The 22,394-nt window shown below is 32.7% G+C and carries 21 protein-coding genes; all 21 read left to right on the top strand.

Features of this window, described 5'->3' with window-relative positions:
* The first annotated feature begins 115 nt into the window (after window positions 1–115).
* Window positions 116–2,632, top strand: coding sequence for a GH39 family glycosyl hydrolase (locus BO51_RS08155; protein ID WP_496485696.1), 2,517 nt, complete (start codon window positions 116–118; stop codon window positions 2,630–2,632).
* 138 nt (window positions 2,633–2,770) lie between these two features.
* Window positions 2,771–4,111: an MFS transporter gene (locus BO51_RS08150; protein ID WP_496485694.1), complete on the top strand. Its 1,341-nt coding sequence runs from the start codon at window positions 2,771–2,773 to the stop codon at window positions 4,109–4,111.
* 12 nt (window positions 4,112–4,123) lie between these two features.
* Entirely contained in the window at window positions 4,124–6,514 is a 2,391-nt protein-coding gene (locus tag BO51_RS08145; RefSeq protein WP_496485692.1) for a glycoside hydrolase family 3 C-terminal domain-containing protein, read from the top strand.
* Window positions 6,515–6,633: 119 nt separating this feature from the next.
* Window positions 6,634–7,671, top strand: coding sequence for a copper amine oxidase N-terminal domain-containing protein (locus BO51_RS08140; RefSeq protein ID WP_496485690.1), 1,038 nt, complete (start codon window positions 6,634–6,636; stop codon window positions 7,669–7,671).
* A 142-nt stretch (window positions 7,672–7,813) separates the two neighbouring features.
* The gene (locus BO51_RS08135; protein WP_496485688.1) at window positions 7,814–8,617 is read left to right on the top strand and encodes a hypothetical protein; all 804 of its coding nucleotides are present in this window, start codon (window positions 7,814–7,816) and stop codon (window positions 8,615–8,617) included.
* A gap of 109 nt (window positions 8,618–8,726) precedes the next feature.
* Window positions 8,727–9,368: a pyroglutamyl-peptidase I gene (gene pcp, locus BO51_RS08130; RefSeq protein ID WP_496485686.1), complete on the top strand. Its 642-nt coding sequence runs from the start codon at window positions 8,727–8,729 to the stop codon at window positions 9,366–9,368.
* A gap of 87 nt (window positions 9,369–9,455) precedes the next feature.
* Window positions 9,456–9,680: a hypothetical protein gene (locus BO51_RS08125; RefSeq protein WP_496485685.1), complete on the top strand. Its 225-nt coding sequence runs from the start codon at window positions 9,456–9,458 to the stop codon at window positions 9,678–9,680.
* Window positions 9,681–9,691: 11 nt separating this feature from the next.
* Window positions 9,692–10,240, top strand: a complete 549-nt coding sequence (locus BO51_RS08120) for a TIGR01440 family protein (protein WP_135271190.1) — start codon at window positions 9,692–9,694, stop codon at window positions 10,238–10,240.
* 16 nt (window positions 10,241–10,256) lie between these two features.
* Window positions 10,257–10,622: a zinc ribbon domain-containing protein gene (locus tag BO51_RS08115; protein WP_496485682.1), complete on the top strand. Its 366-nt coding sequence runs from the start codon at window positions 10,257–10,259 to the stop codon at window positions 10,620–10,622.
* A gap of 61 nt (window positions 10,623–10,683) precedes the next feature.
* A complete protein-coding gene (locus BO51_RS08110; RefSeq protein ID WP_496485680.1) occupies window positions 10,684–11,502 on the top strand; it encodes a methyl-accepting chemotaxis protein in 819 nt (272 codons plus the stop codon).
* Between the two features lie 65 nt (window positions 11,503–11,567).
* Window positions 11,568–12,308 (top strand): 3-oxoacyl-ACP reductase FabG, encoded by a 741-nt coding sequence (gene fabG / locus BO51_RS08105; RefSeq protein WP_496485678.1) that lies wholly within the window; start codon window positions 11,568–11,570, stop codon window positions 12,306–12,308.
* Between the two features lie 78 nt (window positions 12,309–12,386).
* The gene (locus BO51_RS08100; RefSeq protein ID WP_496485676.1) at window positions 12,387–13,847 is read left to right on the top strand and encodes a sigma-54 interaction domain-containing protein; all 1,461 of its coding nucleotides are present in this window, start codon (window positions 12,387–12,389) and stop codon (window positions 13,845–13,847) included.
* 115 nt (window positions 13,848–13,962) lie between these two features.
* Entirely contained in the window at window positions 13,963–14,736 is a 774-nt protein-coding gene (locus BO51_RS08095; RefSeq protein ID WP_496485674.1) for a hypothetical protein, read from the top strand.
* Between the two features lie 49 nt (window positions 14,737–14,785).
* Window positions 14,786–15,667: an intracellular short-chain-length polyhydroxyalkanoate depolymerase gene (gene phaZ / locus BO51_RS08090; RefSeq protein WP_496485672.1), complete on the top strand. Its 882-nt coding sequence runs from the start codon at window positions 14,786–14,788 to the stop codon at window positions 15,665–15,667.
* 13 nt (window positions 15,668–15,680) lie between these two features.
* Window positions 15,681–16,718: a 3-oxoacyl-ACP synthase gene (locus BO51_RS08085; RefSeq protein WP_496485670.1), complete on the top strand. Its 1,038-nt coding sequence runs from the start codon at window positions 15,681–15,683 to the stop codon at window positions 16,716–16,718.
* 2 nt (window positions 16,719–16,720) lie between these two features.
* A complete protein-coding gene (locus BO51_RS08080; protein WP_496485668.1) occupies window positions 16,721–18,040 on the top strand; it encodes an acetyl-CoA hydrolase/transferase family protein in 1,320 nt (439 codons plus the stop codon).
* Between the two features lie 15 nt (window positions 18,041–18,055).
* Window positions 18,056–18,874, top strand: coding sequence for an alpha/beta fold hydrolase (locus BO51_RS08075; protein ID WP_496485666.1), 819 nt, complete (start codon window positions 18,056–18,058; stop codon window positions 18,872–18,874).
* A gap of 14 nt (window positions 18,875–18,888) precedes the next feature.
* Entirely contained in the window at window positions 18,889–19,761 is an 873-nt protein-coding gene (locus tag BO51_RS08070) for a branched-chain amino acid ABC transporter permease (protein ID WP_496485664.1), read from the top strand.
* Between the two features lie 11 nt (window positions 19,762–19,772).
* Entirely contained in the window at window positions 19,773–20,798 is a 1,026-nt protein-coding gene (locus tag BO51_RS08065) for a branched-chain amino acid ABC transporter permease (protein ID WP_496485662.1), read from the top strand.
* A complete protein-coding gene (locus tag BO51_RS08060; RefSeq protein WP_496485660.1) occupies window positions 20,791–21,588 on the top strand; it encodes an ABC transporter ATP-binding protein in 798 nt (265 codons plus the stop codon). The genes BO51_RS08065 and BO51_RS08060 overlap by 8 nt, the downstream gene beginning before the upstream one ends.
* Window positions 21,588–22,307: an ABC transporter ATP-binding protein gene (locus BO51_RS08055; protein ID WP_496485658.1), complete on the top strand. Its 720-nt coding sequence runs from the start codon at window positions 21,588–21,590 to the stop codon at window positions 22,305–22,307. Before BO51_RS08060 ends, BO51_RS08055 begins: the two co-directional genes overlap by 1 nt.
* The last annotated feature ends 87 nt before the right edge of the window (window positions 22,308–22,394 follow it).

Genomic DNA, 22,394 nt, shown 5'->3' with positions numbered 1-22,394 from the left:
GGGGGTCATTGTTTTTTATTTTATAAAAATGATGTAACCCTTAATAATATAAGGTTTTAAATAAAAAAAAGGAGTGTCTTATTGCCACTACCAAACTAATGTTGGGAGTAATAAAATGAACTACTACTATGAGCCAATAAATAAAGATGAAAAGATACCAATAAAAATATTCACTCAGACACTTGAACAATTTCCATTTCATTGGCACGATGAGGCGGAAATTATTTTTGTTTTAAAAGGCAAATGTTCTATTTATATAGATAACAATGTGACAGAACTAATTAAAGGTGATATTTTTATCATCAATAGTAGAGAAATTCATCAACTCAAATCTTCAGACGAACCCAAATGTGAGCTTTTAGTGTTTCAATTTAATCTTGATTATTTTGAAGATAAACATAAAGGAATAAATAACTTGACGTTTAAAGTAGATATAAATAAAGACAACAATGATATCATCGATAGGATAAAGAGCTTTTTAGCAATGATAATGGATCAAACACTTAAACATGGAGAATATTATGAATTGAGAATAGAATTATTATTTACAGAGTTGATATTACTATTGGTTGATAACTTTGCTGTTAGAAATAATACAAATTCGGCAAGTATAAATAATGACTCTGAAAAAGTGTTTGAGATAATTGAGTTTATAAAAGACAATATAGACAATCAAAATTTAACTATAAAATTGATAGCAGAAAAGTTTCATTATAATAGTCAATACTTGTCTAAGTACTTTAAAAAGAGCACAGGCATTCCAATTAAAAAATATATTGAAAACCTGAGAGTTTCAAGATCGATAAACGATTTGAAGTATACAGATTTAAAAATAGTCGATTTAGCATTGAAAAACGGATTTCCAGATACAAAGAGCTATTACAGAGCGTTTAAAAACAGTATGGGAATTACGCCGAATGAGTTTAGAAATGAACATAAAGTAGATATATCTTACATGGATTTTAAAAATTATTTTTCTATTAATACAGAAGAACTATTATCTGAGCTATTTTTATACTTAGATAATTCAAAGCCAATAATTACTAGTGCAGACACAGCCACCAAAGAAGTTAACATTTTATTAGACTTAAATCAAGTAAATGTAGAACTACCAACATTACAAAAACCATGGGAAAACCTTATAACAATTGGATACTCAGTAGAGGGTTTGAGAAAAGATCAACTCGATATTATAGAGAAAGTCCAAAAAGATATAGGATTTAAATATATTAGATTCCATGGAATTTTCTCTGATTTTTTATCTATTTACAATGAAGATTCTTTAGGGAAAACCTTTTATGATTACAATGATTTAGATTTGCTGATTGACTCTTTAATGGAACTTAATATTAAACCTTTTATAGAATTAACATTTATTCCTACAAAATTAACGCAAAATGGCAATACGATTTTTAAGTGGAAAGATTCTATATCGAAACCTAGTGATATAAATAAATGGAATGATTTAATTGATAATTTCATAAGACATATAATTGATAGATATGGTATTGATGAAGTAAAGGATTGGTACTTTGAAGTATGGAATGAACCTGAAATAGAAGGTGTATTTTGGGATGGTAGCAAAGAGGAATTCTTTGAGTTTTTTGTTAGTACTTATCAAACGATTAAAAACATCTCAAAAGATCTAAAAGTAGGAGGAGTTGGGAATATGAGCTTCTTGCTATTTTTAGATTGGTTAGATAAATTTTATCAATATATAAATGAAAAAGATGTAAAACTGGATTTCTATTCTTTTCATGTATATTCAGTAGAATTAGTTGAAAGTATAACAGAAATCTCAAAATTAAAAGAAAAAATAGATGTAAATGATTATGAAGCTGTAAAATACAAAGCAAAATTAGGAGATGAAAATAAAGTAAGCGATTACATCACTTTATCAATTGATAGAGTACAAAAACTCCATAATTTTACAAAGGAAGAGTATTGGATTACAGAATTTAATAGCTCAACAATATCAAGAGATTTAATTCATGATACAGTATATATGTCAAGCTTTCTTGTTAAAAACTACTTAGAAAACCTCGAAAAGGTCAAGGGAATAGGTTATTGGACTTTAACGGATTTAAATAATGAATTTGAAATAGAAAAAGCTTTATTTTATGGAGGATTTGGACTTTTTACCTACAATGGGATACCAAAAGCATCATATAATGCGTATAAACTCCTACATGAACTTAAAGGTAATATCTTAGAAAAAAATAGTAATTATATAGTGTTAAAAGATAAAGACGATGTCTATTTAATGTTCCATAATTATATTCACTATGATGCTCAATATGAAAACTTAGATTTTTCTAAAATAAATTTATTGGATAGGTATTCGATTTTTGATGAATATAATACTAAATTTAATATTAATTTAAATGGATTGAGCGGAAATTACAAAGTAGAACAATATATAGTTAATAGAGAACATGGTTCTAGCTTTGATGCTTGGGTTGAAATGGGGTATCCCAAGTATCCATCATTAGTTCAAATAGAGTATTTGAAATCTCGCTCAGTTCCCAAAATATTGTATGAAGAAATGGAATTGGCTGATAAATTTGATGAGACATTTGTACTTCTCCCTCATGAAATCAGATTAGTTAAATTAATAAAGCTATATAAGTAATATTTTTTAAAATATACATTACTTATATAGCTTTTATTTTATAGTCATAAATTGGTATTGCAAAGGTTACATAATGGAATACATAATATTTTGAAACTGGATATAATATATGAAAATATATTAAGAAAGGAGATAAATATGACAAAAATTAATTATCTAACTGGAAAAGCTGAACGTCTATCATATGGGTCATGGTTCGTGGGTCAGAACATAATTTATTTCATGGTAGTTTCATATTTAGCAATTTTTTTAACGGATGAAGTCGGGTTATTTGAAGGTTCTGTGGCTGCACTATTTTTAGTGGCTAGAATTTGGGATGCTGTAAACGATCCCATAATTGGAAGTTTATTAGATAAAGTGAATTTAAAGAAGGGTAAATACAAACCATGGGTTGATGCAGTAACTATTTTTATGCCAATCATAACTATTTTATTATTTTGGAATTTTAATGGTTCTTCAACATTTAACTTGGTCTATGCAAGTGTTTCATATTTAATCTACGACATACTTTATACTATTAGTGATGTTCCTATATTTGCTTTAGCAACTGTCATGACTGACAATTCAGATGAACGTGTCAGTATAATATCTATAGGAAGAGTTGCTGCAGGAATCGCATCTCTTATAATAGGAATAATTGCTCCACAATTGATAGCGGGATTAGGATACCAGTCTACAATAATTTATTTGATGATTATAGCATTCATATTGATGTTTCCTTTGAGATTTTTTGTTAAAGAGAGAGTAAAATATAAGACAGAAGAAAATATAAGCTTAAAAGAAATGATAAAAGCGGTAGGTACGAATAGATATTTGCTAATATTTTATATAGCTTATATAGCTATAAATGCAACATTTACTACGATGACAATAGCTCCGTATTTTGCAAAATGGAATATGGGGGATATAGGATTTAATACAATTATGATGATCACTATGGCACTTCCTATAATACTTCTTCCTGCGATATCACCTATGTTAATTAGAAAATTTGGGAAAAGAAAAATTTTTATGTGGGGGATAGGTTCCTCAATTGTATTCAGTGTAATTCAATATTTTGTCGGATATGAAAACGTTATTGTTTTTTTAATTTTAAATTTCTTGAAGATGATAGGCTTAATTGCACCAATGATGATGAATGGTATGTTTAGTGCTGACTGTGTAGAGTACGGAGCTTATAAGTATGGACAAAGAAATGCTGGAATGATTTTTAGCGTTCAAACATTTTCTACAAAACTAGGAAGTGCAATATCGAGTTCTTTATCCCTCTTAATAATATCTTATTTTGGATACCAAGGGACTGCATCGGTTCAGACTGCTGAAGCTTTAAATGGGATATGGATAACATTGAGTTTAGTACCAATAATCGGTTTAGTTATAGCGTTTATTGTTTTTGGTAAATACTATGATCTCAGCGAAAGTGAAGTACAAAGGATGATTGATGAAATGGAAGAGAAAAATTTACTAAAAACGGAGTAAGGAGGTTTTTTAATGGAGAGTGCAAAAAAGATAATAGAAAAATTAACTCTTGATGAGAAACTAAATCTACTATCAGGCAAAAATTTCTGGCAGTTATATGAAATTCCACAATTTAACTTGCAAAGTATAATGATGACAGATGGACCTCATGGTCTTAGAAAGCAGGAAGATAGTGCAGACAATCTAGGATTAAACAAAAGTGTACCTGCAACTTGTTATCCAACGGCTAGCTGTTTAGCAAGTTCTTGGGATGAAGAACTGATATATCAGGTCGGGGAACATCTAGGTGCTGAATGCCAAGCAGAGAAAGTTTCTGTTTTGCTTGGACCAGGAGTTAACTTAAAAAGAAATCCACTATGCGGACGTAATTTTGAATATTACTCAGAGGATCCACTTCTATCTGGGAAAATGGCTAAATCATGGATAAGTGGTTTGCAGTCCCAAAATGTAGGAACTTCGTTAAAACATTTCGCAGCAAATAATCAAGAATACTATAGAATGGTATCTGATTCAATAATAGATGAAAGAACTTTGCACGAACTTTACTTGAAAGGATTTGAGATAGCAGTTAGAGAATCTAAACCATGGACTGTGATGAGCTCATATAATTATATAAATGGAGTTAGAACAGGCGAAAGCAGAGAACTTTTGACAGAAATTTTGAGAAATGATTGGGGATTTGATGGAGTAGTTGTCAGTGACTGGACTGCAGTTGATGATAAAGTTGCATCAATAAAAGCTGGGCTAGATTTAGAAATGCCAGGGAATAAAGGACTGTATAATGAAGAAGTAAAAAAAGCTTTGATGTCAGGACAGTTGACTATGGAGGAGTTAGAAGAAAGAGTCTTAAATGTGCTGAAATTGATTCAAAAATCACAAAACAACTTGAATGAAGAATTTAAAACTTATGACAAAGCAAAACATCATGAATTTGCTAAAAAAGTAGCAACTGAATCTATAGTATTGCTCAAAAACGATAATTCGATTTTACCTTTAAGCAATGATAAAAAAGTAGCATTAATAGGAGAATTTGCAAAAGTCCCAAGATATCAAGGGAGTGGTAGTAGTCAAATAAATCCTACTAAATTATCAATTGCTTTTGAAGAATTTCAAAAGCGTTTAGGGGATAATTTAGTTTACTCTGATGGTTATGACTTAAGAAATGATAGAGTGGATGATGAAAGATTAAAAGAAGCTATAGAAATAGCTTCCAAGTCAGATGTGGCTGTTTTGATGGTGGGTCTACCTGATTCTTACGAAAGTGAAGGATTTGATAGAAAACATTTAAGGCTGCCTGAAAGCCATGATATTTTAATTAAAGAAATATCTAAAGTACAAGAAAATGTAGTTGTGATTCTATCAAATGGAGCTCCTGTGCTTATGCCATGGATAAACGATGTAGACGGAATTGTCGAGCAATACTTATCAGGTCAAGCCTCAGGAGAAGCAATCGCTGAGATTATATTTGGAGATGTAAACCCTTCAGGGAAATTAGCAGAAACTTTTCCGTTATCTTTAGGATCTGTACCTTCAAGTCACTTTTTCCCTGGAGAGCCAAGGCAAGTGCAGTATCGAGAAGGATTATATGTAGGATATCGTGCACACGATAGTTTCGGAACAGAGGTATTGTTTCCATTTGGACATGGTTTATCATACACGAAATTTGAATACAGTGCTTTAAGTACAGATAAGCCGACATATAAAAAAGGTGATACAATAAATGTAGCTTTTGATCTCAAAAATAGCGGGGATAGAACAGGTAAAGAAATATGCCAATTGTATGTAGAAAAAATTGACTCAAAAGTATATAGACCAAAGAAAGAATTAAAAGCCTATGCAAAAATAGAATTAAAACCAGGAGATTTAAAACATACGATTTTGAATATTAAAGTAACCGATTTATATGTCTTTCAAAATGGCAAGTTTAAAGTAGAATCAGGTAGATATATTCTTCATATAGGAAGCTCATCAAGAGATATAAGATTAAAAACAGAGATATACATTGAAAGTGATGATGAAGTTTTTGATGATGGACTCAAAGAATATAAAGATATCACTCCAAATTATATATTCAACGAAAGCGACTTTGAAAAATTACTTGGAAGACCTATTCCAAGACCAATTGCTACAAAACCTTATACAAGAAATACAACTTTGGGAGAGATAAAAGATACTTTTATAGGGAAAAGAATAGTTGGAGTTGTAGAAAAACAGGTTTCAAAAATGTCTATTGACGAAGAAAATACAATGAGCAATATGATAAGCGCAATGATATACCAAATGCCATTGAGAACATTAGCTAGTTTTAGTGGCGGCGCAATATCTATCAATAGAATTGACGGGTTGGTTAATTTCTTAAATAAAAACTATTTAAAGGGAATAGGGAAAATTCTTAAAGGTTAAATAAAAAACTAAAAAAAATATTTCCTCCGTTTATAAAAACAAATAAGCTTAAAAAATATTGGAACAAAACGATAAATAGTATATAATGATGTATATTACCAAATAATTAGGAGGAGATTATGAGAAAGAAAATTATTGTATTATCATTGGTACTCATCATGATACTATCAACATCAATAACAGCATCACAACCAACGCAAAACGGTATCAAATTTCAAACATTCCCCTATGAATTACCTCAAAAAAACAATGATTTCGTGGTAACCATAGATGGAGAACCAATAATCTTTAATGACACCTTCGGTTATCCTTTTATTAACAAAAATTCAAGAACCATTATTCCACTCAGATTTATTTCAGAAAATATGGGCTATGATGTGTCTTGGGATAATCCTACTCAAACAGCAACTATTAAAAACAACGACACAACTGTAACCATTAAAATTGGCGATACCACGGCGACTGTAAATGGTAAAAAAGTACCAATGGATGTTCAAGATGGTAAAGTTGTAGACACTAAAGCTGTTTTATTAAAAGACAGAACATATGTTCCTTTAAGGTTTGTATCAGAAACTCTTGGAGCAACAATAGAATATCAAAGAGGAGTAAATGTGAATATAATTGACATTAAAACTCCTAACCCAGATACTACCCCAGAAGAACTCCCATTCCCTGAACCAAAATTTATAACTGTTTTCCCTCCACAAACAAGAGGAACTTATGGAAGCTGGTTTAGAATAGAATTAACAAACCTCGAAGAATATAAGAATATGGGACTTAATGTAACTGCTAAGATGATTGGTGGAAATCCTGATTGGATTAAATATAAAATAGATGATTTTCTTACGGCAGAAAAAGGCGATTATTTTGTTCGAGAGATTGCAAAACGCCATACTAATCAAGACTATGAACAACTTTATGCTCAAAGGAGAGCTGTTTTCTTTCTTGATGTGGACGGAAACTCTATAAAAGTAAATAGTACAACTAATGAAAAAGTAGTGCTTCCAAAAGAAGGAGATGTTTTGGTATTCCAAATAGACTTTACTGCAAATAACTACACAAAAACATATATTCATAAAGTGAGAATAAGAGAAGATGTTGATAAATTGTTTGCAGATGATGCTGAAATGAATCTAATACCATTTGATGAATGGTAAAAAATGCACCTTTAAGGGATTTCCTTAAGGGTGTTTTTTTTATATCTAAATGTATAAAATTTTATTCATTTGCGTATATATACATAGATTAACCCTGAGAATTTATTTTTTATGCAGGGTTAAAATAATTAAGGAGGTGTTTATGATTAATGTAATTAAAAAGAAAAATATTGTTGCTTTAATGTTTTTTTTATCATTAGCATTTGTATTGTTTTTTTACGTTGGGGGTGTCGAAAAAGTCTATGCTGAAGAACCAGACCCAATAAGTTATGACAAGTATTTGGAAATATTAAGAGATAAGCATGGAGTAAGATTTTATACTCCAATTCCAAGGTTTGAGCTTGTCATAAAAGATAGTGCTGGAAACATCAAGGAAAGAATCTTTGTAGATGAAAAGAAACAAGCTGAATACAGCATGATAAAGGGACAAACCATGCACGACATAGAAACAAAGGCAACTATCAATGTAGGGGACACAATAGAGTTATATGACAAGAGTGTAGTTGGAAGTGGTAAGAAGATACTCGCATGGGACTGGCAGATATACACTTGGGATAGAGAAGAAAAAAGTAGGTATTTCAAGACTTATACCACAAAGGATATAATCGGGAAAGAACCAGTGGATATTCCGGGGTACAAGCTAATATTTTTAAACGTAGCAGACGATTATAAGCTCCCTGGGGCAAAACACATCAATTATTCCGAATATGGTCAATGGGTAACCACATCAAAAAAGACTCTACCTGGGGAAGATGGACAACATGACTTCAACATATCTGGCTGGTTTTTCACTGTTATAAAACTTAAAGTAGTTGGCTCAGATATGAAAGTAGAAGAACCAATAAGGTTATACGATCAAAATGGGAAGAATGTGAATAGTTTTAAAAGAGGAGAAGAATACTATGTAAATGTAGATTTAAATTTACAATTTATATTTTTTATTTAAACTTTTATAAAATATTATATTATTATATGTATGAGGAATTGTTTGATTGAAATAAACAAGAAAAAATGAAAAATCACACATTGGCTTTTTAGAAGATAGGAGGATAAAAATGAAAGTTTTAATTACAGGATTTGATCCATTTGGAGGAGAAAAAGTAAACCCCGCTTTTGAAGCGGTTAAGAGATTAGAGGATAAAATTGCAGGAGCTCAAGTTATTAAAGTTGAAATACCAACTGTTTTTAGAAAGTCGATTGAAATACTTGATAAGAAGATAGAGGAAGAAAAACCTGATGTAGTTATTTGTGTAGGTCAAGCTGGTGGGAGATTTGATATGACAGTTGAAAGAGTTGCCATAAATATAAGTGATGCCTCAATAGAAGATAATGAAGGGAATAAGCCTATTGATGAAACAATATTTGAAGATGGTGAAAATGCATATTTTTCATCACTACCTATAAAATCAATAGTTTCGAACATAAGAAATGAAAAGATACCAGCTAGCGTTTCAAACACTGCAGGAACTTATGTTTGCAATCACATCATGTATGGGCTGCTTTATCTGATTGACAAAAAGTATAAAAATATTAGAGGAGGATTTATACACGTTCCATATTTACCTGAACAAGCGGTGGATAAAAGATCAACTCCAAGTATGAATATAAATGACATTGTCACAGCACTTACAGTTGCTATAAAAACAACAGTTGAAACACAAAATGATATAAAAATCAGTGACGGTAAAACACACTAAAAATATAGGCCTATTAAGATGAAAATTCTTAATGGGCTTATATTTTGCAATAAATAAATTATAATATTAAGAAAGGCAGGTGATTATATGGAAACTTTTTTTATTACTAAAAATGATAGCTCAATCAAGCCTAAATATAAATCTATTGCATTTTTAAGTACAAAGGGGAAAGCAATCATAAAATATGAAGATAACCTTTCACGATTTTTGAATAAATATGATATGATTGTCTTAAGAGATATTTATCCAGATTTAAAGTTAAAAATCGATATTAATGGGGATATTTTACTTAGAATGGATTTTGATGTATAGGAGGGGTTTATATGGATTTAATTAAAATCAAAGAAGACGTAAGAACTGTCACAAGACAACTTTTAGATGCAGCGAAATTAAATGAGAAAGAGGCAGTCATTATTGGTGGTTCTACTAGTGAGATAATAGGAGAAAAGCTTGGATCAAATTCAAACTTAGATATTGCTAGAGCAGTTATAAGTGTTTTTGTTGAAGAAGTAAAAAAGGATAATCTCTATCCTGTAGTTCAAGGTTGTGAACACATAAATAGAGCTCTTGTTGTTGAAGAGGAATATGCTAAAATGATGAATTTAGAGATAGTCAATGTTATTCCAATTTTGCATGCGGGTGGAGGGTTTGCTACAGCAGCAATGGAAATATTTGAAAAGCCAGTAGTTGTAGAAAATGTAAAAGTGAGTGCAGGTATAGATATAGGAGATGTGTTCATTGGGATGCATTTAAAACCTGTAGGAGTTGTAGTAAGGAGCGAAATTAAAGAGATAGGAAAAGCTCATTTGAGCATGATAAGGACTAGACCTAAACTTATCGGAGGAGAAAGAGCTATACATCAAAAACTATGATCTTTATGGTGATAATATGTTTTTTATCTTAGGAATTAGTCAAAAAGAGAAGAAGTTAGATTATGATGAATTAGTTGTATGCAAGTGTTGTAATAAATATGGACACATCGAAGTGTTTTTAACTTACAGCTACTTTTTCTTATTTTTCATTCCTATTTTTAAATGGAATAAAAAATATTTTGTGAAGATGAACTGCTGCGATGCAATAGCAGAGATAGATAGTGATTTAGGTCAAAAAATTAAGAGAAGAGAAATATCTCATATAGATTTAGATAAGATAGACTTGCACTGTCTTGGGAAAAGAGAAAAAATGTGCAGAAATTGTGGCTACTTAGCAGAAGAAGATTTTATATATTGTCCAAGATGTGGTGAGAGATTATAATCCATTGGCACGAATCTTGCTTATGATATTAGCATAATTAAGTTATATTTGGAGGTAGGAAATGGATTTGTTAGAAGCATTTGTAAAAGTAGCACCATATATTAATGAACTTACAAATACAGATTTTTCTGTATCTGTTTGCGATCTTGAAAAATGTTTAGCATATGTTCCTGGGAAAACTCATGATCACAAGCTTAAAGTTGGTTCAGAGCATGTTTTAAATTCTGCATCATATGATTGCATTAAAAAAAGAGAAAAAATAGTTAGGAGAGTTGATTCTTCTGTATTTGGATTTCCTTATATAGCCATAGCGATTCCCATTTTTAATGATGATGACGAAATAATTGGCTCTGTAACATTTACTGAAAATACTCAAACTCAAGATGAAATGATAAATTTATCGAAAGATTTATATAGAAGTATTGAAAAATTAAAATCTATTACAGAGACAATCAACATTAACTCTACAGAATTAGATAATTTAGACAACAGCTTAGCAAATGTAATAAAAGAATCAAATTCAAAATTACAAGACACTATGAAAACTTTAGAATTTATAAAATCTATTTCACAGAACACAAATATTCTAGGCATAAATGCTGCAATTGAAGCTTCTAGATTTGGCAATGAGGGCAGAGGATTTGGAGTAATAGCTCAAGAAATAAGAAGCTTTTCAGAGGTTATAAAGAAATATGTCAAAGATGTAAATATTACAACTAAAGAATTAAGTGATGCTATAAATAGTCTAAATGAGTTATTTGATGAAATCACAAAAATTTCTTTAGAAGAAGGCGAAATAACAAAAGAGATAAATAGTCTAGTTTCAGAGCTTAACAATAGATCTGAAAAACTAAAAGATATTATTTCTTTAATAGAATAGTTTTCTTTGGCACGAATCTTGCTTATATAATTACTGTAGATAGTAATTATATAAGGAGGGTAATCATGAGATTAAAAGACAAGGTGGCAATAATCACAGGCGGAGCAAGAGGAATTGGCGAAGCTACAGCTAAAAAATTTGTCGAAGAAGGGGCAAAAGTAGTAATAGCTGACATCAATGAAAAGGAATTGTTAGAGACTGAAGAGTTTTTAAAGGAAATTGGTGGAGATGTAATGAGCATAGTAGTTGATGTTACAGACTCTGCAAGCGTTAACAACATGGTAGAAAAAACTGTTCAAAAATATGGCAGACTTGATTGTATAGTAAATAATGCAGGCATTACAATGGATTCAACTCTTTTGAAAATGACTGAAGAACAATGGGATAAAGTCATAGATGTAAACTTAAAAGGAGTATTTCTATGTGGGCAGGCTGCTGCTAGAGTAATGGTAAATCAAGGCAGTGGAGTTATTTTGAGCGCTTCTAGCGTGGTAGGACTATACGGAAATTTTGGACAAACTAACTATGCTGCAACAAAATGGGGAGTAATTGGAATGACCAAAACTTGGGCAAAAGAATTGGGTAAAAAGGGAGTTAGAGCCAATGCTGTTGCCCCTGGATTTATTGCAACACCAATGGTAGCTAAAATGCCTGAAAATGTAGTAGAAATGATGAAAGGCAAAGCACCGCTAGGTAGACTTGGTGAACCAGAAGAGATAGCAAATGCGTATGCTTTCTTAGCATCTGATGAAGCCTCTTTTATAACAGGCGCTTGCCTTGAAGTTACAGGAGGAGTAGTACTTTAAGCTGATGATTTTCATCAGCTTTCTTTTTTTATACTTATGTGCTAATATAAATACAAATTCATTTTTGGAGGAGTAACAATGGCTTCATTTAATAATGGAGGAATTAGCACTAAAAATACAGAAAGTGTTCAAAAATTGGACAATTTAGTAGAAATAGATCATGACACCGTATTGACCGAATATCTTGTCGATATGCTACACAAAATATTTGATCCTTTGCCAGTTCCTTTAATTTTGATTGACAAAGATTCTAAAGTCAGGATGATAAATCAAGTATTTGCTGATTTTTTGGGATTTTCAAAGGACTACATCATTGGGAAACCAGTTGCTGAAATCGACAAGAATACTAGATTCCCATTTGTGCTTAAGAGTAAAAAATCTGAGATTGCATGGAAACATAAATTTGGGAATGGCAGGACTGCCATAGTTCATAGAATAGTAGTTTTAGATGAACAAGGAGAAGTAAAATATGCCGTTGGCATGGTATTGTTCGAAGATTTGGAGCAATTCAAGGACATTATAGAAAAGAATAAGTTGTTGGAAACTGAAGTGCATTTGTACAAGAATCAACTTAAAGAGGTATATGGGGCAAAATACTCATGGGACACTATAATAGGCAATAGCGAGAAGATGAGCCAAACAAAATTCATAGCCAAAAGAGCTGCCCAGTCGATTTCAAATGTGCTTATACTGGGAGAGAGCGGCACAGGAAAAGAGCTCTTTGCCCATGCTATACACAACGACAGCGCAAGAAGCCACATGCCTTTTGTAAAAGTAAATTGCGCTGCAATTCCAAGCGAATTGCTGGAGTCTGAGCTCTTTGGATACGAAGAAGGAGCATTTACTGGGGCAAAAAAAGGTGGCAAGATCGGCAAATTTGAGCTTGCAAATGGCGGGAGCATATTTTTAGATGAAATTGGCGATATGCCTTTAAAAATGCAGGCAAAACTTTTAAGAGTACTGCAAGAGAGAGAATTTGAAAGAGTAGGTGGAAATAGAACAGTAAAGATTGATTTAAGAGTAATCGCCGCCACAAATAAAGACTTGCAGAAGCTTATCTCAGAAGGGAAATTTAGGGAAGACCTTTATTACAGGCTAAATGTAATGACTATTGAGATACCACCATTGAGAGAGCGCGTTGAAGACATTGAAGAGCTTACTGCGAAATTAATGGAGAAGCTTTCAAACCAATTAGGCATATATGTGCCCAAAATATCAAAAAAAGCTTTGGAACTATTGAAAACTTACAGCTGGCCGGGAAATGTAAGAGAGTTAGAAAATGTTTTAGAAAGGGCAATTAATTTAACTGAGACAGACACGATACTGCCAATACACCTGCCACTTTATATAACGCAAAACAAGCGAAAAATCAATCCTAACGCAATTGATTCTCTTCAAAATTTAGTGGAACAAACTGAAAGAGAAGCAATACAAAGTTGTTTGGATTATACTAATGGGAATAAATTAAAAACAGCTAAAATATTGAATATAAGCAGAACTAGCTTATATCAAAAAATAGAAAAATATGGATTGGGTTAAGAAAAAATGTACTATTTTTGAACATGTTCAAAAACAGTACATTTTTATTATTGCAGAATTACTATTTTTTAGAATATTAACATTGTTTTTTAATTGAATTTTATTGGCATAGAAGTTGCATTATATATTTACAATAGGAGGTGATATTACGAACATTCTAGATTGCTTAATACAGTCTGCGCCAATATATAGTGAATTAACCCATAAGAAAGTTGCTGTATCTATATGCGATTTAGATAAGTGCCTTCTATATATTCCTGCTATAAATCTTGATCACAAATTGCAAGCGGGAGACAGCCACATTCAAAACACATGTGCTTATGAGTGCATTAAAATAGGCGAAAAGATTGAACGAAAAGTAGATTTTGACAATGGAAGATTGACATATTATGCAGTTGCAATTCCAGTGAGGGATGAAAGTGGCACTATAATCGGAGCGATATCTTTTTCACAAAATTACAAACACAATGAAATGGTAAATGCTCTGACAGATAATTTGCTTGATTCATTTATTAACTTCAAGGATTTATCAAATCAAGTGCTCAACAACGCGATTGAATTGAATGAACTAAACAAGAAATTTTCTACGATTAGTATTGAAGTGAATAAGAGACTAGAATTATTTGAATCATATTTAAAACTACTAGATATATATCAAAGCAAAGTTAAAAATTCAAACATATCGATTGATGAGGGATATGAATTTATTAACATCAATTCGGAAATAGTTGATCTAAGTTTAGGCATAGAAGAGATAATAAAACTTTCATCCGCTTTTGAGACGCTTTTAGATCAACAGATAAATTCAAATAAATATATTGTCAATACCACTGAATTTATTACAGAAAGACTAGCGAAGTTAAAAGAACAGGTTGACAATATAATGTAAAAAGTTGATTGGCATATTAATTGCATTATTTAAATTTAGGAGGGATATCATGTTGAAAAAAATCGATTTACCTAATGGAGAAACTTTAGCTTATAGAAAGCATGGAAATGGGGAAAAGGTTTTACTTCTGATTCATGGGAATATGTCGTCTTCAATGCATTGGGACACAGTGATGGAGAAATTACCAGAAGATTATACTGCGTATGCAATGGATATGAGAGGCTTTGGTGCGTCAAGCTACAACAACAGGTTTGATTCCTTAAGAGATTTATCAAATGATATAAAACTTTTTTGTGATGAATTAAAACTAGATAAATTTTCTATAGTCGCTTGGTCAACTGGTGGTGGTGTTGCAATGTACTTTGCAATAGACTACCCAGCAATGGTTGAAAAAATTGCATTAGTTGAATCAGTTGGGATTAAAGGATACCCAATATTTAAAAAAGATGAAAATAATCAACCTATAATAGGCCAGTTCTTGACCACAAAAGAAGAAATTGAAAAAGATCCAGTTCAAGTACTGCCAATACTAAGGGCTTATGAAGACAAAAACAAGGACTTCATTAAATTCGTTTGGGATAACACAATATATACATTTAAAAAACCTGAAGAAGAAAGATATCAACGATATCTAGATGAAATTTTAATGCAGAGAAATTTAGTAGATATAGATTATTCTTTAGTTCACTTTAATATTTCTCATGAGCACAATGGAGCTGAACAAGGGAGTGGAGAGGTTGACAAAATAACTCAACCTGTCTTAGTAATGCAAGGAGAAAACGATTTAGTAGTTCCAAAAGAAATGGGAATAGAAATGGCTAATGCGATAGGAGAAAATGCTAAATTAGCATTATTACCTAACGGTGGGCATGCACCGATGGAAGATGATCTAGATAGATTTATGAAAGTGTTATTAGAATTTTTGGCATAAGGGAGGGTTTTAAGTGGCAAATAATGACATAAATGTAGGAATTTTAGGAACAGGAATATATATTCCTAAAAACAGGATGACAGCAAAAGAAATATCAGAGGCTACAAAAGGTTTGTGGACAGAACAAGCGATAATTGAAAAACTTGGGATAATTGAAAAGCCAATACCTAGTAAAGAAGATGGCACTCAAGAGATGGGAGTTAAAGCGGCTTTAGATGCTCTGCAAAGGACTGGCTTAGATCCAAAAGAAATAGATTTAATTCTTTGTATAGGGGAGGAATGGAAAGAATATCCGTTGACAACATCAGGTATATACATTCAAGAGAAGATAGGGGCAGAAAATGCTTGGGCAATAGATGTTCAGCAGAGATGCTGTTCGACAGTTTCTGCAATGAAGATAGCAAAAGATATGATGATTGCAGATGATGAAATAAACACAGTTATGATAGTTGGTGGCTATAGAAACGGAGATTTTGTAGATTATACAGATAAAGATATGTCTATGATGTACAACTTAGCTGCTGGCGGTGGAGCGATCATTTTAAAGAAAAATTTAAATCGAAATGTTTTATTAGGCACACACATAGTCACTGATGGTTCAATGGCAAGAGATGCAGGAGTCGAATATGGTGGCACTGAAAAGCCAATAACAAGAGAAAATGTAGATGTTGCATATAAGTCACTTAGATTATTTGATGCAAAGCACATGAAAGATAGATTAAATGAAGTTTCATTAAAGAACTGGTACTATTGCATAGATAGAGCCTTTGAAAAATCTAACATAAGTAAAGACGAGTTAGGATATTTAGCTGTATTGCATTTTAAATACTCACAACACAAAGCTATGTTAGAACATCTTGAGCTTTCAGAAGATCAAACCATATATTTATCACATTATGGACATATTGGGCAGATTGATCAAATACTTTCACTTCAATTGGGCCTAGAGCAAGGTAAGATTAAAGATGGTACAGTAATATCAATGATTGCAGCAGGGATTGGATATGCATGGGCAGCAAATGTTATTAAATGGGGCGAATGGGAGGACTAGAAATGGATTTTGAAAAGATATACAAGAGTAAATTACTGTCGGTAGAAGACGCTTTAAGTTTAGTTAAATCGGATTACAATTTAGTTTCGGCATTAGCCGCTGCTGAACCTAGAGAATTTTTATCAAACCTTCACAAAATTGCAGATAGAGTAAAGAATGTAAATGTTTCTACATGCTTGCCTCTAGGGGATTATGAGTATTTCATGAATCCAGAATACAAAGAAAGTTTCACCATGGATGGATGGTTTTTCACTCCAGCTACTAGAAAAGCCCATAAGAACGGGAATGTTTCTTTTATTCCAAACCATTTGCATTTAGCAGCGAAAAAGAGAATATTCCATAGGAAACCAAACATTTTTTTAGGCACAGGAGCTCCTATGGACAAACATGGCTATGTATCGCTTTCTTTGAGCACAACTTATGAGAGAGAAATGATTGAGGCGAGTGACATTGTAATTATTGAGATAAACCCACAGATGCCAAGGACTTTTGGCGATTCAGTAATTCATATAAATGACATAGATTATGTAATAGAAGCTGATTATCCTGTTCCTGAATTGGAAATAGTAGAACCTTCTGAGAAGGATAAAATTATTGGAAGATATATAGCAGATCTGATTGATGACGGGTCGACTATACAATTAGGGATTGGCGGTATACCAAATGCAGTAGCAAAAGAACTAATGCATAAAAAAGACCTTGGAATTCACACCGAGATGCTTACAGATGGCATGGTTGATTTATACAATGCGGGAGTAATTACTGGACGATACAAGACTTTAATGCCGGGGAAAATGGTTACTACTTTCGTATTGGGAACAAAAAAATTATACGACTTTGTTGACGATAACCCTGGAGTAAATGTAATGAGAGGATCTTGGGTTAATGATCCATATATTATAGGACAAAACTATAAAATGGTTTCTATTAACACCACAATAGAGATAGATTTAACCGGTCAATGTGCATCTGAATCTATAGGACATACTCAGTTTAGTGGAACTGGTGGACAGGCTGACACTGCAATCGGAGCTCAAAATTCAGTTGGAGGAAAATCAATCATAGCACTTTATTCAACTGCTAATGTAAGAGTTGATGGTTCAGATGAAAGGAAGACCATTTCTAAGATTGTTCCAGCATTAACTAAAGGCGCTGCAGTTTCACTTTCGAGAAATGATGTGGATTATGTAGTCACAGAGTATGGTGTAGCTTCGCTAAGAGGAACATCAATTAGAGAGAGAGTAAAAGCTTTGATAAATATTGCTCATCCTGATTTTAGAGAAGAACTACAAAGACAAGCAGACGAATTTATGATTTGGTAGAGAAGGAGGCTAATCATGCCAAGTGTAAAAATAAAAGGATACGATATATATTATGAGGCTTATGGGAAAGGAGAGGCAATAGTACTGTTAAATGGAATAATGATGTCTACTTCAAGCTGGAATAGCTTCATAGATGTTTTTAGCAAGAACAACAAATTGGTTTTAATTGATTTTCTAGATCAAGGGAAATCACAAAAAGCGAATGAAGCTTACTCTCAAGAGCTCCAAGCCGATATAGTAAAAGGCGTAATTGACGAGTTGGGGTTAGATAGAGTTAATCTAGTTGGAGTGTCATATGGAGGGGAGGTCGCTTTAAATTTTGCCCTAAAGTATCCAGAGAATATATCTTCTCTTATATTGGCAAACACGACAAGCTATACGACACAACTACTTAGAGATGTAGGAAAATGCTGGAATTACGCTGCGAAAAATCATGATGGTAGAGCATTTTTTAAAGCTACTATGCCATTTATTTATTCGGTTGAGTTCTATGAAGAAAATATTGAATGGCTCAAAAAAAGAGAGGATTTGTTTGTATCTGTATTTGACGAAGCTTGGTATGAAGCCTACATCAGACTTGTTGACAGTGCAGAGAATCTAGATATAAGAGAGGAAATAGAAAAGATAAAAATGCCTACGCTAATTATTAGTGCAGAATACGACATCACAACGCCAGTAAGGTATCAAAAGCTAATACATGAAAAAATAGCAAATTCAAAATGGGTGATGATAAAGGAAAGTGGGCATGCTAGTATGTATGAAAAACCAGAAGAATTTGCTTCCAATGTACTTGGATTTATAAGTACAGCTAGCGAAGTAATAAAAATAGTTTGAAGAGGTGAGAATTAGTGGACATATTCGTACAAATATTGCTCAACAGCTTAGAAACAGGAGGAATATACGCTCTAGCAGCTTTGGGTATAATACTCATCTTTAGAACATCTGTTACAACAAATTTTGCACAAGGTTCAATCAGTATGTTTAGTGCATTTCTAGCTACAATTGTACTGATTAGAACCGGAATATCGCCGATATTGGCGGCATTGGTTGGAATGGTTTTTGCATTAGTACTCGGTGTGTTGGTGGACTTTTTTGTAATTTCAAGAGCACAAAAAGTCAATCCTGTCTCAAAGCAGATTATAACTTTAGGTCTTATTATGATATTTCTAGGTTTAGCTCCAATGCTGTTTGGAACCGACCCCCTACAATTTCCAAGATTTGTTTACGGTTCCTACAGCTTTTTCGGAGCAACCATATCATATAATGCCATTTTCAATATAGTAGTTGGTTTGGTTTTGATGGGGATTTTGTTTTTTGCCCTTCAAAAAACTAAATGGGGACTTTCGGTTAGAGCTACAGCCTCAAACGATATTGTGGCGAGAATGATGGGCATTCCAACCGCATCTGTTACAAGAGCTTCATGGGCTATTGCAGCAGCGCTAGGTACATTGTCCGCATTGATGCTCGCACCAACAAACAGTGTTAATTTATCTATGATGGACACAGTGCAAGTCACGGCATTGTTGGCGTGTATATTAGGTGGTTTTACTTCTTTTTACGGAGCTGTGATAGCAGCTTACTTGATAGGTTTTGCAAGCAATTTGATATCGTTTTATGTTTCATCCATCTGGAGCGATTCAATTTTGTATTTGTTGATTTTGATAACAATTTTATTTAAACCTACTGGCTTATTTGGCAAGAAAGTTATAAAGAAAGTATAGAGGTGAGAAGAATGAATAATAAATTAACTGACTTATATAAAACACACAAACCTTACAGCCAATATGCACTATTTGGGATCATTCTTTCATTATTGCCACTTTTAGTCAGCTTAGGTTTAGTCAAATATTCCCTTTTAACAACTGTAGCAAGCATATTGATATATTCTATAGTTGCTCTGGGGTTGAATTTGCTGTTGGGTTATTCAGGCCTTATATCTCTTGGAACAGCGGGATTTATGGGAATGGGGACCTACCTAACAGCGTTTATTACAGCAGATTTGGGATTGCCATTTGAACTGGCTTTAATAATTTCGGTTGCCGTTCCTATGCTGATTGGTGTTTTAACAGGACTGGTTTCGTTAAGAATAGAAGGATATTATTTAGCGATAGCTACACTTGCCATATCTGAAATCTTGAGAAAAGTATTTGTTGAATTTGATTTTGTAACAAATGGTTTTTCTGGAAAACAAGCTCAATACCCTAAACTTCTGGGATTTTTACAATTAGATAGAAATGGCACTTATATATTGATTGTGTTCTTTCTAGTTCTTGTCATGGTTATGATGCACAATCTAGTTAACAGCCATACTGGAAGGGCTCTATCTACTATGAGAGGCAGTGAGGCTGCAGCTAGTGCTATGGGAATAAACATTTACAGACACAGATTGTTGTCTTTTGCAATCGCAGTAGCATTTTCAGCATTAGGTGGAGTATTGTATATGCACTTTGTAAAATACACTTATCCAAATGCGTGGATATTGATGCTTTCACTTAATATTCTAGCAGTTATTGTAATAGGCGGCATAAGGAGTATATCAGGTACAATCCTCGGTGCTTTTATAGTGTTTGGAGTGCCAGATTTAATTTTAAAGAGATTGCCTATAATTGGAAGCATAGATGGTGCTGCATATATATTCAATGGGTTGTTGATTATTTTAGTCATTTTATTCTATCCTAATGGATTGATAAACATGAGATACGATATACAGAGAAATTTCAATAAGCAATTTAAGAGAGGAGAGAACATCAATGGATAATATGACAAATAAATTATTAAAAGTAGAAAACCTCTCGATAGCATTTGGCGGTTTGAAGGCTGTTGACAATTTATCTTTTGACATCAATGAAGGAGAAATATTTGGGCTCATTGGCCCAAATGGAGCTGGAAAAACTACTGTTTTCAATTGTATAACTCAATTCTACAAGCCTGATGAGGGAAATATCTTCTTTAAAACAAATACGGGGGAAGTTGAAAACCTCGTCGGGAAAAAAACTCATGAGTTAATTGGGAAAGGTCTTGTAAGGACATTTCAAAACATTGAGCTCATAAGGGAACTTACTGTTGTTGAGAATGTAATGGTTGGTGCACATATTGAGTTTAAAGCGTCACTATTTAATCAATTTTTCAGACTTAAAAAGACAAGGGAAGAAGAAGACAGGATTAAAAAAAGAGCTGAGGAAATACTTGATCACTTTGGACTATTATCTATAAAAGACATGCTTGTAGCTGGGCAGCCTTATGGCGTGCTTAAGAAAATAGAGCTAGCTAGAGCATTGATGCTAGATCCAAAACTTATTATTCTAGACGAGCCCGCTGCAGGTTTAAATGACTCTGAAACCATGTCTTTAGTAAATATCATAAAAGAGATAAAAAATGAGAGAAACTGCTCAATTCTATTGATTGAGCATGACATGAAATTTGTAAATGGATTATGCGATAGAATTTGTGCCATAAATTTTGGGAAGCTTTTAGCAATAGGCACACCAAAAGAAATACAGGAAAACGAACAAGTCCAAATTGCCTATCTTGGAAAGGAGGACGACTGATGAATGAGTGTTTAGGAATTAAAAATTTAAAAGTTAATTATGGAAGCATAGAAGCTCTAAAAGGTATAGATATATCTGTCAAAGAAGGGCAGATAGTGGCACTTCTTGGCGCAAATGGAGCAGGTAAAACCACGACACTGAGAAAAATATCAGGTATATTGGAAGCTAAAAGCGGCAGCGTTCAATTTTTCGGAGAAGATATTACCAATTTACCTCCTCATAAAATTGCTGCAAAAGGAATAATACAATCTCCTGAAGGCAGGCAAGTGTTCAGAGATTTGACAGTGGAAGAGAATTTGATGACTGGTGCATATACTGTCAAGGATAAAAAAGAATTGAAAAATAATTTTGACAGAGTATATTCATATTTTCCAGTTTTAAAGGAAAGAAAGAATCAAATCGCTTCGACACTGTCCGGTGGAGAACAGCAAATGCTTGCAATTGGAAGGGCTTTAATGGGAAGTCCAAAGTTGTTGCTTTTAGATGAGCCATCCCTAGGGCTTGCGCCATTAATTGTAAAAAATATATTTCAAATTATCAAAGAAATACGAAGTGATGGTACTACTGTTTTAATAGTAGAACAAAATGCATTGCAAACATTAAAAATAGCTGATTATGCTTATGTTTTAGAAGTAGGTAAAATCAGCATGGAAGGGAGTGCTGAGGAGCTAAGAAACGACAGTTCATTGATCGAAGTTTATTTGGGAGGAAAAAATTAAGATAGTGTAAAGTAGCCTATGAAAAAACAGGATAAAAAAAATAGGCTCATAAGAACCTAGAAAATCGCAAAATTATACTTTTATGGT

It is taken from the genome of Soehngenia saccharolytica DSM 12858 (genome assembly GCF_059568515.1).
The sequence above is the reverse complement of the archived record's forward strand: the minus strand, read 5'-3'. Positions and strand labels throughout refer to the sequence as shown.